Annotated in this window: 10 protein-coding genes; 3 read left to right on the top strand and 7 right to left on the bottom strand. The window is 55.1% G+C overall.

Going from position 1 to position 12,014, the window contains the following annotated elements; all coding sequences use genetic code 11:
* Positions 1-160 precede the first annotated feature (160 nt).
* The 3 genes from fadE (at position 161) to OGV75_RS09685 (ending at position 4,071) form a co-directional block, all read left to right on the top strand.
* Positions 161-2,605, top strand: a complete 2,445-nt coding sequence (gene fadE / locus OGV75_RS09695) for an acyl-CoA dehydrogenase FadE (RefSeq protein WP_016151814.1) — start codon at positions 161-163, stop codon at positions 2,603-2,605.
* Positions 2,606-2,715: 110 nt separating this feature from the next.
* Positions 2,716-3,483 carry an amidohydrolase gene (locus OGV75_RS09690; RefSeq protein ID WP_016151813.1) on the top strand — a complete coding sequence of 256 codons (768 nt, stop codon included), beginning with the start codon at positions 2,716-2,718 and terminating at the stop codon, positions 3,481-3,483.
* A 177-nt stretch (positions 3,484-3,660) separates the two neighbouring features.
* Positions 3,661-4,071, top strand: a complete 411-nt coding sequence (locus tag OGV75_RS09685; protein ID WP_046275741.1) for a Spy/CpxP family protein refolding chaperone — start codon at positions 3,661-3,663, stop codon at positions 4,069-4,071.
* Between the two features lie 15 nt (positions 4,072-4,086).
* On the opposite strand, the gene OGV75_RS09680 is transcribed toward OGV75_RS09685, so the two are convergent.
* Genes OGV75_RS09680 through OGV75_RS09650 form a run of 7 tightly spaced genes read right to left on the bottom strand, consistent with a single transcriptional unit; the run spans position 4,087 to position 11,982 of the window.
* Positions 4,087-4,806 (bottom strand): EAL domain-containing protein, encoded by a 720-nt coding sequence (locus OGV75_RS09680; RefSeq protein ID WP_053389577.1) that lies wholly within the window; start codon positions 4,804-4,806, stop codon positions 4,087-4,089.
* 1 nt (position 4,807) lies between these two features.
* The gene (locus OGV75_RS09675; RefSeq protein WP_269518851.1) at positions 4,808-6,475 is read right to left on the bottom strand and encodes an O-antigen ligase family protein; all 1,668 of its coding nucleotides are present in this window, start codon (positions 6,473-6,475) and stop codon (positions 4,808-4,810) included.
* Between the two features lies 1 nt (position 6,476).
* Positions 6,477-7,019, bottom strand: coding sequence for a fimbrial protein (locus OGV75_RS09670; RefSeq protein ID WP_016155755.1), 543 nt, complete (start codon positions 7,017-7,019; stop codon positions 6,477-6,479).
* 9 nt (positions 7,020-7,028) lie between these two features.
* Entirely contained in the window at positions 7,029-8,093 is a 1,065-nt protein-coding gene (locus tag OGV75_RS09665) for a fimbrial protein (protein ID WP_016155754.1), read from the bottom strand.
* A complete protein-coding gene (locus tag OGV75_RS09660; RefSeq protein WP_019076065.1) occupies positions 8,090-8,695 on the bottom strand; it encodes a fimbrial protein in 606 nt (201 codons plus the stop codon). Before OGV75_RS09660 ends, OGV75_RS09665 begins: the two co-directional genes overlap by 4 nt.
* 12 nt (positions 8,696-8,707) lie before the next feature.
* The gene (locus tag OGV75_RS09655) at positions 8,708-9,484 is read right to left on the bottom strand and encodes a fimbrial biogenesis chaperone (protein ID WP_046275745.1); all 777 of its coding nucleotides are present in this window, start codon (positions 9,482-9,484) and stop codon (positions 8,708-8,710) included.
* Positions 9,485-9,510: 26 nt separating this feature from the next.
* On the bottom strand, positions 9,511-11,982 hold the full coding sequence (locus OGV75_RS09650; protein WP_286480601.1) for a fimbria/pilus outer membrane usher protein: 2,472 nt from the start codon (positions 11,980-11,982) through the stop codon (positions 9,511-9,513).
* Positions 11,983-12,014 lie beyond the last annotated feature (32 nt).

The raw sequence follows: 12,014 nt of genomic DNA, 5'->3' as shown, positions 1-12,014 counted from the left end.
GGAATGGCTGCGGCTTTTGATTTTTTGTGCCGGTTAAAACAGCAACAATGTGAGCTTTGTTGTAATTATTTTGTAAACACATTGCTAAAAGAATTTACATCCACTACAACCATATCATCACAAGTGGTCAGACCTCCTACAAGCAAGGGAGCTTTTCGTTATGATGATTTTGAGTATTATCGCTACGGTTGTTCTGCTCAGCGTTCTGTTTTATCACCGCGTGAGCTTATTCCTCAGCAGCTTAATTTTGCTCGCCTGGACAGCTGCGCTTGGCGTGGTTGGCCTGTGGTCAATCTGGCTGCTGGTTCCTCTGGCCATTCTCCTCGTACCGTTTAACTTTACGCCAATGCGCAAATCCATGATCTCTGCGCCAGTGTTCCGCGGTTTCCGTAAAGTCATGCCGCCGATGTCGCGCACTGAGAAAGAGGCGATTGATGCCGGTACAACCTGGTGGGAAGGCGACCTGTTCCAGGGCAAGCCAGACTGGAAAAAACTGCATAACTATCCTCAGCCGCATCTGACAGCTGAAGAACAAGCGTTTATTGACGGCCCGGTGGAAGAAGCCTGCCGCATGGCGAACGACTTCCAGATCACCCATGAACTCGCGGATCTGCCGCCGGAACTGTGGGCGTATCTGAAAGAACACCGCTTCTTCGCGATGATCATTAAGAAAGAGTACGGCGGGCTGGAATTCTCCGCATATGCTCAGGCTCGCGTTCTGCAGAAACTCTCCGGCGTTTCCGGGATCCTGGCGATCACCGTTGGCGTACCTAACTCCCTAGGCCCTGGCGAACTGCTGCAGCATTACGGCACCGAAGAGCAGAAGAATCATTACCTGCCGCGTCTGGCACGTGGTCAGGAGATCCCCTGCTTTGCTCTGACCAGCCCGGAAGCGGGTTCCGATGCAGGCGCGATCCCTGATACCGGCGTGGTTTGTATGGGCGACTGGCAGGGCCAGCAGGTGCTGGGTATGCGCCTGACCTGGAATAAGCGTTATATCACGCTGGCGCCTATCGCTACCGTACTGGGTCTGGCATTTAAACTCTCCGACCCGGAAAAACTGCTGGGTGGTGAAGAAGATCTCGGCATTACCTGTGCGCTGATCCCAACGTCAACGCCAGGCGTACAAATTGGGCGTCGACACTTCCCTCTGAACGTACCGTTCCAGAACGGTCCTACGCTGGGCAAAGATGTCTTCGTGCCGATTGATTACATCATCGGTGGCCCAAAAATGGCCGGTCAGGGCTGGCGCATGCTGGTGGAATGTCTGTCCGTGGGACGCGGTATTACCCTGCCGTCTAACTCGACGGGCGGCGTGAAATCGGTCGCAATGGCAACCGGCGCGTATGCACATATTCGTCGCCAGTTCAAAATCTCTATCGGTAAGATGGAAGGTATTGAAGAGCCGTTGGCACGTATTGCGGGTAACGCGTACGTGATGGATGCAGCGGCGTCGCTGATTACCTACGGTATTATGCTGGGTGAAAAACCGGCGGTCCTGTCGGCCATCGTGAAGTATCACTGTACCCACCGTGGACAGCAGTCAATCATCGATGCAATGGATATTACTGGCGGTAAAGGCATTATGCTTGGCGAAAGCAACTTCCTCGCCCGTGCTTATCAGGGCGCGCCTATCGCCATTACCGTTGAAGGTGCCAACATTCTGACCCGGAGCATGATGATCTTCGGTCAGGGGGCGATTCGCTGCCATCCGTACGTTCTGGAAGAGATGGCTGCGGCACAGAGTAACGATGTGAATGCATTCGACAAGCTGCTGTTCAAACACATCGGCCACGTCGGTAGTAACAAAGTGCGCAGCTTCTGGTTGGGCCTGACGCGCGGCTTAACCAGCAGCACGCCAACCGGCGATGCGACCAAACGTTACTACCAACATCTGAACCGTCTGAGCGCTAACCTGGCACTGCTTTCGGATGTCTCCATGGCCGTACTGGGCGGTAGCCTGAAGCGCCGTGAACGTATCTCCGCGCGTCTGGGCGATGTATTAAGTCAGCTGTATCTGGCCTCTGCGGTACTGAAGCGTTATGACGATGAAGGCCGTAATGAAGCAGACCTGCCGTTGGTTCACTGGGGTGTTCAGGATGCGTTGTACAAAGCGGAACAGGCGATGGACGACCTGCTGAAAAACTTCCCGAACCGACTGGTCGCGGGACTGCTGAATGTGGTTATCTTCCCTACCGGTCGCCACTACCATGCACCGTCTGACAAGCTGGATCATAAAGTCGCGAAGATTCTGCAGGTTCCGAGCGCCACCCGTTCTCGCCTTGGCCGCGGTCAATACCTGACGCCGAGCGAGCATAACCCGGTAGGTTTGCTGGAAGAGGCTTTGCTGGATGTGATTGCAGCCGACCCTATCCACCAGCGGATCTGCAAAGAGCTGGGCAAAAACCTGCCGTTTACCCGCCTGGATGAACTGGCGCACAATGCGCTGGCTAAAGGGCTGATTGATAAAGACGAAGCCGCAATTCTGGTGAAAGCCGAAGCGAGTCGTCTGCGTAGCATCAACGTGGATGACTTTGAACCCGAGGCGCTGGCGACTCAGCCGGTAAAGCTGCCAGAGAAGGTGCGTAAAGTCGAAGCCGCGTAACGACACACGCACAACGTTTAGCCCCGCTTAATGCGGGGCTTTTTATTGCCACATTTCAGTTAGAGCTCATGCTACAGTGTCAAAATGTTGTTCAATGAGGAGCCTCGATCGTGCCCGGTTTGAAAATTACTCTGCTGCAACAACCGCTGATCTGGATGGATGGCCCGGCCAACCTGCGCCATTTCGACCGCCAACTGGAAACCGTCACCGGACGTGATGTCATTGTGTTACCTGAAATGTTTACCAGCGGATTTGCCATGGAAGCGGCAAGCAAATCGCTGCCGCAGGAAGAGGTTGTCAGTTGGATGCGCACGAAGGCGCAACAGACGAACGCCCTTATAGCAGGCAGCGCCGCTCTCCTGTCTGAACGTGGCCCGGTAAACCGCTTTTTGCTGGTCGAACCCGAAGGTAATGTCCATTTCTATGACAAGCGCCATCTGTTCCGCATGGCGGATGAACATCAACATTATCAGGCGGGTGACGCACGGGTTATTTTTGAATGGCGCGGCTGGCGCATTCTGCCGTTGGTCTGTTATGACCTGCGTTTTCCGGTATGGTCGCGCAACCGCAACGATTACGACCTGGCATTGTATGTCGCCAACTGGCCGGCGCCGCGTTCGCTACACTGGCAGGTTCTGCTCACCGCGCGGGCAATTGAGAACCAGGCTTATGTAGCAGGATGTAACCGCGTGGGTACTGACGGTAACGGCCATCATTATCGCGGTGACAGCCGGGTGATTAATCCGCAAGGGGAGATTATTGCCACCGCCGAGCCACATCAGGCTACGCGCATTGACGCTGAACTGTCACTCTCGGCGCTGCGCGAGTACCGCGAGAAGTTCCCCGCCTGGCAGGACGCTGACCCGTTCACGCTGTAGATATCGCCTTCTTCCCGCTGCACAACGTTTTCCGTAGCGGGATTGTTTCACTCCGTAACCAACCGCAAAACAAATTCGCGTGGCGACGTGTTTCGGGCATCGTATTCTGCAAAGGATAATCACTCGTCTCCAGCGAGTGACAGACAATGTTAATAATTCCCTTATCAGGATCCCGAAATGAAGAACTTCGTACGCATGACTTTGCTGGCGGCAACCGTGGCTGGCGCTTCTTTTAGCACGCTTGCAGCAAACGTATCCACTGTACCCGCACCAGCTCAGGACCCGGTAGTTCAGCACCTTAAACTGAGCACTGACCAGGTTGCGCAAATCAAAAAACTGCACCAGCAGCTCGAAACCAACGTTAGCCAGATATCGGTGAAGGATGTTAAAGACGGCGCGTTGATTGACGTCATCAAGTCCGGGAAATGGGATGACGCCGCCGTCAAAAAACAGCTTTCCGCGTTCAGCAATATCGAACAGCAGGCGCGTTATTACCGCGTGAAATACTATTTCGACCTGAACAAAGTACTGACCCCAGAACAGCGCCAGCAGGTGCAAAAAGATATCGCACAGACGCTGAGCGAATAATGACCATGGCCTGAATCAGCAATGATTCAGGCTTTTCGGTAATACTTCCTGCTCGAACAAAAATCCCTGTACAGCATCTGCGCCGCTCATACGGCAAATGGCATAATCCTGCGGCGTTTCCACCCCCTCGATCACAACCCGTTCTCCCAGCCCGCGAAATTGATTGACCAGTACCCTTAACTGCCAATCCGACGTCCTGAACTGATGAAACATTCCGCTTTCAATTTTGATGGCATCGAAACGGATGCCAGACAGTCGCCAGACAAAAAATAGCTCAGGCGAAACATCATCCAACCACACGCGAAACCCGTGACGCACCAGGGTTTTAACGGCAATGCATACGGCCTGCTGTTCTGCCTTTTCCAGTCGCATCATGGTGCCCGGATCCTGAATTTCGATAACAATCCGCCCCTGATGCGCCTGTCGGGCGAGCTGCGCAATCCACGACAGACAGGTCAGCATCCTGACGGATAAATTCAGCGAATAACTTCCTGAGAGTGCCAGTACCTGCCGCATTTGCCACAGAAATAGCTGCTGTTTTGCGGTGATGGAAAGGTGCTTGAAAAAAAGATCGAGCGGTAGCGGCGTGCGTACCTGACTTAACACCTCACAGACATCCAGCGATGCATCATCAAAAAAATGGATGCGCTGCAAACGGATCCCGGTGATCCGCAGCAGCTCGGCGTTGCGGGGAAGCTCTGGCACATGGCGGGTCTGTTCGCTGAATCTGTTCATATCATTCCATTTTTTGATTGAAAGGACGTCGTGCATCCTGCAGCCACGGGATACGGCGATCGTTCGGGTATGTCAGGTAAAAGCGCGTCGCCAGACGATGCGCCTCAGGTAGGTCGCGCTGCTGTAACGCCAGCAAGATTTGCGTGAAGGAGACATTCGGGTCTGGGTGAACACGCACATAGTCAGGCGCCCAGCGGCGAACCGCTTCCAGCCAGCGAGCGTCCCGGGTACGCTGATACCGTTGCAGATACCCCATCTGAACATCAAACCGGTAGCGAGGGGCAAGGAGCCAGCCTCCTACCGGGAGCGACTCGGCCAGACGCCACTGCGCTGACTGCCGCTCCGCCAGCGTCAACTGCTGTTGCGTGTGCAGTGAGAGAAGCAACAGTGGCGTGAAGGTTAAAAACGAGATCAATGCCAGCGCACGAATCAGCGACGTCGACGTAAGCGTCAGGCGAGCCCCTTTTAGCGGGCTATCTGCACAACGAAGCAGCAGGATCAGCAGTAACCAGTGTGGTGTTGACTGCCTGGCGGGGTATTCCGTCAACATATGAATGACCACCGGCAGCGCCGCCACCAGACAAGCGCGACGCCAGCGATTTCCGTGCATCCACAGCCAGAAGCCCCCCGTAATAAAGCACAGCGCCCCCGCCAACCCCACCAGGCCGCCCTCCACCAGCCACAGCACCAGCTCATTGTGCGGATGCGAGATGCTGCTCAGCCCCAACGGCCCCGCGCGTTCGAGAAACACGGCGGCAAAACTGCCCACGCCCCACCCCGTCCACGGGCGTTCGGCAAATAATGCCAGTGACGTTTTAAGCACCGTCCAGCGCACCTGGGAAGTGGTCTGGTGATCGACTGTAGCAACGGACAAAAAATGGCGAGCGAGCGTGCCCGCCACCATGCCTAACGCCAGCGGCAGCAGAAGTAGCAACAACATACGGCGTTGCGCCGGGAAAACCACCAGCAGCAAGACTTCACCTACCACCACAGACACATAGCCGGTTTGCGACTGGGATTCATGCAGCACAAAGCCCATCATCACCAGAGCAACCCCGATGACAATTCGATATCTGTCGCGTAGCCGTAAAAAGAGCGGGGCTGACAGCAGCACACCAGATGCAGTGAAGCTGGCCATCAGATTGACCTGCTGAAAAATACCGTAGGGCCGCGTACCGCGTCGCCAGGCAAACTCCCAGTAATCAACTCCCGGCAAATGCCAGTACTGATACAAAAACGCCAGACATTCGATGACGCACGCGCCCCATAGCAGGGTCAGCAGTACCGTCAGGGTGTTTGCCGCAAGCGGAATCTGCAATGTCACCAGATAGACGAGCACGCCTCCCAGCAGCGCCCCTGCGACCAGCTGCGCCTCGAACTGCCAGACGCCAGGCGTCAGCAGACAAAGCAGCGTCAGGATGAGCGCCCCCATCGAAAAAACCGTGGCGGGGACAGTGATGCGCCAGCGTTGACGAGGAACCAGCACTGATGCGCTTGCAGCCAGCACAACGGCATAAATCCAGCTCGTAATATTAAGCGGCAACGACAGACCGCTGCCGCCGTTATTCAGCCAGTAGAGATGCATTCCCCCACACCAGAAAAACAGACTAATAACGAGCAATAATTTCTGCGCAGGCAGCGGGGCAATACGATTCAGTGCGTTCATCATGCTACTGGTAGTTCAGTGTCCAGGTCCCGCTGGCGCTGAACGGACCGTATTCGAGAGACTGATTTTTTATCGCCGACGGCTCTGCTGCGACCCACGCCCAAAAATTTAGCGTCATCGAGCCTGCAGTTATCTCTTTGACTGACGTGCTCTCATCAAGGCGAATTGCCGTGCCGTCCTCTTCGCTCATCCCAATACCGATCCCAGTCGCGCCACCCTGTTCACTGCTATCCAGCGCCAGATGATCGTCCAGTTCAGCATCCTCACTACCACTGAAAGTGACCGAGATCCCGCGAAAAACCTCGGGGTTGCAGTCGCGTAGCTGAATGCTGAATTTTTCCGGCTTACTGCGCCCCGAGAGATAGAGATCCTGCGTCGCGATTTGCCCGAAATCGACCTCGATTTTGTCGCCTCCTGGTGCCAGGCTGCAGGCCAGCGCTCTGATAGTGCCGTGAAAATACATATCACCGCCGACCAGTTTGGTGTCGGCCTGCGCCATGCCGCCAAGCAGTAACACGCCGATCGCGAATAACGCCGAAAATCTCATGGCATCCCCCTACTGAAACTGCGCAACAACGGTGGCAGAGGCTTCAAACTCACCTTCCTTAACGCTTCCCACGCCCGGCTTTGCCACCGGTGCAGCGGTGAGATTCCAGTCGCCCTGATTCTGGTAAAAACCTTTCACGTTATAGAATTGATTGGGCACGACGGTGCCACCGCTCTCGTCTTTAAGCATAATGCCGAGATCGTCGCGCTTTTGTCCGCCGCTCAGCGTGCCGAGGAGATGATCGTTGAACCCCGCCGTGCCTGACGCCGTGGTAGTTTGTACGCCAAGATTAATGTTCAGCGCGCCCTGATCGAAGCTGCCGCCTTCACAAACAACATGAATGGGGATCGACTTGCTGTAGTTAGTGCCATTGAGCCGGGCAGCGGATCCTGGCAGATCGCCAAACTCAATGCTGATTTTGTCTCCCCGGTTGAAGGTGCATTTGTCCGGTACGGTAATCAGCCCGGATTTAATCACCACACGGGAAATCGCCGTAGTGGGCGTAGGTCCCGCGCTCCCCATGCGCCCGGCAACCTCCACCAGCGATTGGGAAGTGATATTGATGCCGTTGATAATGGGTTTAGTGACAATAAACGTCACTTTCCCTTTTGAACCACTTTCAACGTTAGTGGCGCGCGTGTAGCCCTTGCGCTTTTTGCAAGTGTTATTGCTGTTGCGGTTTGAAACGTTGGTAAAAGGCGCCTGAACATACTGTTTATAGCCCCCGGCAACCCACACCTGCACTTCCACATCCAGATACTCATTTAGCCGAAAACGGTTCGCCCCCTGATTTGAAGGCGGCATCGTAGTCGTGGTGGTGTAGTAAATCGGCGACCGGGAGATGTCAGCCTGCTCGCAATAGAAATTCACCACATACCAACTGCCCAGGTTCCAGGTAAACGGATCCGTTCTGCCCCCCACGTGGTTTTTACTGACATCCAGCGAGCTCAATTCGATATCGTACTGATGCGGCGACCCGCCCTCCGGCTCACCTTCCCCCTGTGTAAATGCCTGCCCGGCCAGTGGACAGCCAGCCAGGGCAACCCACAACAGCGCTTTGCGTAATACGCTCATAGATACTCCAGCTTAAGTCTCACCAGGCCGTTAAATTCTCCGGCAGTCACCTCTGGCCCAAAAGATTCCAGCGTGGCCAGAAAGTGAATGGCGTTATCGCCTGGTTTGAGGATCCACATACGTTGCGGTTGGTTCAGATGGATCAGCTGATTACGCTCGGTCAGTAGCCGAATGCCCGCGCCGCGCACATCACCACGAATACGCCCCAGGTCACTGTTTTCCGGCGCGCCTTCGGCCATCAGCGTCATCGAAACGCCGCGTTCCACCGTGCTGTGCGCCAGCTCAGGCATTTCGCTGGTCTGCCCGGGGAAATCCCTCAGGGTATGACCAGAGCCCTTTAAGCAGCCGTTCAGGTACAGCGTGACCAACACCGGTTCGCTGCGATCGCCGCCCTGGCGAAACCGACTGGCGGAAATATCACCAAGATTGATGGTCTGATCGCGTGAGGCCATATCCAGCACGCACGGCGACACGTAGACCCGGCCGTGAAAGCGGACGTTGCCATACTCACCGGACACGTTGCTCATATCCTGGCGGCCGCTGGTGGCCTGAACCTGCCAGGCCATGCCCGCCATCAGCAGGGCGCAAAGCATCTTTTTCATTTACGATTCCTGTTACCGGGGCTGTTGCTCCATCGGCAATGCTTTACATACATTGCCTGTGCAGCTGAATTTCAGTTCGGGATGACCGCCAAAATCGTTCACGTACATCATGCTGAACTGGCTGACGCTGCCGTCCGTGACGCTGAAATCGAGAGAGGATTTTGGTGAGACCATAACGCCGGGGAAGTCGGTCAATCTGCCGCCTCCCTGCGCTTCTGGCTTGCGGCTTAAGCCGATTAAGGTGACGAAGTAAGGCGTTGGGTTATCCACACTCCAGCGCTGGCCCTGCTTGTGAAAGACCAGTTGGTTTTGCCACACTGCGCCCGGCGTTTCCGGCACAATGGCGGCCGGACGGTAGAACAATTTGATGCGCGACTGCATCGCCAGTTGCAGCACGTTCGGCTTATCCGGTTTAGGCGGAATTTCACGTACGTTCAGGTAGAACAAGCTCTCGCGATCCTGCGGCAGGGCGTTGATCCCGCTGGTTTTCGTCACGCGGGCAATTCCCTTTTGCCCGCCGTTAATTCGTTGCAGCGGCGGTAAGACCATCAGCGGCGAGGTAATTTTTGTTCCGTTGGCATCTTCCACCCACGACTGAGCCAGAAACGGAATGCTCGGACTGGTATTGGTTAAGTTCGCACTGACTGAGCGCGCATCACCAGTGATGATCATGCGGGTACGGTCGAGCGCAATACCCGCCCATGAGGTGTTGATCTCTGCAATCAAAAGCAGGCCACAGGCCACGGGTTTAAGCCAACGCTGCACGGAGTAAAAAGCTTGATTATTCATGACAAAATTCATTCAGGTTATTGAAATTATTCACAAGGCAACAGCACGTTACCTTCCGGGTTGATTTGTTGTGGCACCTGTAAGTGGCACTGCGCACGGCCAGCCCAGGCAACGGAAAGACGCTCAGCCGGATTCACACCCGCAATCCAGGCCATACCGTTTTCCATTACCATGGCGACGCTAACGCCGTTAGCGTTAAACACTTCGGCGCCAAACGGCGGTACCGAACCATCCTTCAGGCGCAGCAGCGCCATCATTTTTTGCCCCTGCGCCACGGCAAAATGCTGGTAGCCAATCGCACCTTCCGTCAGGGTGTTGGTCACAATGGCTTTAGTCGCGGAAATGTCCTCGTCCATTGCGTCCACATCGATACGGGTATCAAAGCTGTGATAGCTAACGACGTCCGGTACGACGGCAATACCGAAGCGGTTTGAGTGCGCCTGTTCGCCGTTCAGCGGCACGTTCGCCACCCCGTCGGTATCAACCATCCCCCTGGCGGTATTCATCGACGCCTGGCTGTTGTGCAGCGCCGCACCGTGACGCGTCGCGGTAAAACCGCCGCGCATCGTGCCGCCAACGGAGAAATAACGTGATTGCTGCCAGCTGACGTTAGATTCCAGTTCCGCCATCATGCTGCGGTGCTTGTAATAGCCATCAAACGCCGTACGCCCTTCACCGGAAACCCCTGTGCGCAAACGCCACGGATTGTTACGGTCGCGGTTATCGGAATACGAAACCATCTGGCTGGTCTGGTTGCCGCTGTTCTGCAATTCGTAATCCATAGAGCGGCCATCGCTCCATGGCACCGAGATTGAAAGCGAAAGACTGTCGTCTCGTTTGCCCTGATACTCAGAGCGGTAAGCCGCAACGTTGGCGCTGATCCCCTGGATGCCAGCAAATGAAAAGCTGTGCCCCATCGATAATCCGTAACGATCCTGGGAACCGCGATCCCAATAGTTCTGGTGGGTATAGGTCAGGTACAGCGTGGTCGCTAATAGTGGGTCGTCAGCAAAGAAGGTTTTGTTGCCGGTGATGGTGTACATCTCTTTTTCGTTGCCGGCACTGTTGTTATTTTCATACTGCTCGTCGAGAAACTGCGAGAAAGTGCGGAAGTTACGCTGTGAGAAGCGGTAACCGGCAAAGGTGATGGCGCTGTTGTACTCATCAAAAGTTTTGGCGTAGCTGAGCTTAAAAGACATGCCTTTTTGTTCAGCCTGATGCTTTACCCGACTCATGGATTGCGTCGCATCAGCCGACAGCGCCCCCAGCCAGCTCAAGTCCCGCCCAATCCCCATCGACCAGGCGTTATAGCGATCGCCTGTCAGCAGCGCACCGCCGTACAGCGACCATGCATTGCTGACCCCCCATGAAAAATCACCGCTATAAAACGCAGGCCCCTGAACGTCGTGGTTATAACGCGATGGCTTCCCGACCGCGGCGTTGTAGCGCACATAGCCTGGTCGCGTCAGGTAAGGAATATCGGCTGTATTGACCTGAAAAGTGTGTACGCTGCCATCCTGCTCCTCGACGCGAACATCCAGCGTACCGCGTACCGAACCGTGCAGATCCTGAATATTAAATGGCCCTGCAGGAACGGTGGTTTGATAGATAACACGGCCCTGCTGACTGACGGTAACCTTCGCATTGCTGCGGGCGATGCCGTGCACTTCAGGCGCGTAGCCCTGCAAATTCGGTGGCAACATACGCTCGTCGCTGGCGAGGTTAGCCCCGGTGAAACGTACCGAATCAAAAACCTGGGAATTCAGGTAGATTTCGCCGACCGTCAGTTTTGCAGCCTGCATCGGCAACGGTCGATAGGCATAGATCTGATCCCAGTCGATACGGCCGCGATTATCATCCGAAGCGTAATTGGCCTGATACTGGCCACGAAATCGCCACGCGCCGAGGTTAAAACCTGTCTGCCCATAGCCAGACAGAGAGCGATAACGATCGCCGCCCTGTTCATAATGTGTGGCCTGGCCCGAGACGCTGTAGTCAAAAATCAGCCCCGCGACACCGTTATCCCAGCGCTCCGGTGGCGTCCAGTCTGGATCGGTATATTTCATCCACGCCTGTGGCACGATAATGTCCAGTACGCCTGCGCTATTATTCAACGCCACACCCGGCAGGCGGGAAATGTCATAGCAGGTCGCGCTAATCGGATGAATATAGGCCAGCGCTTCTTCTTTGAGCGCCAGTAATTCGAGTTGTTGCGGGGTCAGACATGCCATGGATTTATGCGGGTTGGCAGGATCGACGATATAACGGATCGACTGCTGTGGAATCTCCTGGCTGTTAATACGAACATCCAGCAGATATTCTCCGGGAGTCACAAAGTTGCCTTCGGAAAAACGCTGCAAATCGACATTGTGCCTGTCGCTGGCATCCAGTACGTCGGTATTAAATTCAATGGCCTCATCCGCTTCAGCCCATGAAGAGGCACAGACCAGAGCAATAAAAAGCGCCAGACGTTTTTTATCTGTTTTCAGCGTGATCATTTTCGTTAGCAAACCTTCAGATACCCGAATTG

The sequence above is a fragment of the Citrobacter sp. Cb028 genome (assembly GCF_030336705.1).
Lineage (GTDB): Bacteria > Pseudomonadota > Gammaproteobacteria > Enterobacterales > Enterobacteriaceae > Citrobacter > Citrobacter braakii.
Note: the sequence above shows the minus strand (reverse complement) of the source record. Positions and strands in the feature narration are given on the sequence as shown.

What these genes read in the sequence shown, in the direction of transcription:
- fadE (WP_016151814.1), top strand. Translation starts at nt 161, where the DNA reads ATGATGATTTTGAGTATTATCGCTACGGTTGTTCTGCTCAGCGTTCTG.
- OGV75_RS09685 (WP_046275741.1), top strand. Translation starts at nt 3,661, where the DNA reads ATGAAGAACTTCGTACGCATGACTTTGCTGGCGGCAACCGTGGCTGGC.
- OGV75_RS09680 (WP_053389577.1), bottom strand. Translation starts at nt 4,806, where the DNA reads ATGAACAGATTCAGCGAACAGACCCGCCATGTGCCAGAGCTTCCCCGC.
- OGV75_RS09675 (WP_269518851.1), bottom strand. Translation starts at nt 6,475, where the DNA reads ATGATGAACGCACTGAATCGTATTGCCCCGCTGCCTGCGCAGAAATTA.
- OGV75_RS09670 (WP_016155755.1), bottom strand. Translation starts at nt 7,019, where the DNA reads ATGAGATTTTCGGCGTTATTCGCGATCGGCGTGTTACTGCTTGGCGGC.
- OGV75_RS09665 (WP_016155754.1), bottom strand. Translation starts at nt 8,093, where the DNA reads ATGAGCGTATTACGCAAAGCGCTGTTGTGGGTTGCCCTGGCTGGCTGT.
- OGV75_RS09660 (WP_019076065.1), bottom strand. Translation starts at nt 8,695, where the DNA reads ATGAAAAAGATGCTTTGCGCCCTGCTGATGGCGGGCATGGCCTGGCAG.
- OGV75_RS09655 (WP_046275745.1), bottom strand. Translation starts at nt 9,484, where the DNA reads ATGAATAATCAAGCTTTTTACTCCGTGCAGCGTTGGCTTAAACCCGTG.
- OGV75_RS09650 (WP_286480601.1), bottom strand. Translation starts at nt 11,982, where the DNA reads ATGATCACGCTGAAAACAGATAAAAAACGTCTGGCGCTTTTTATTGCT.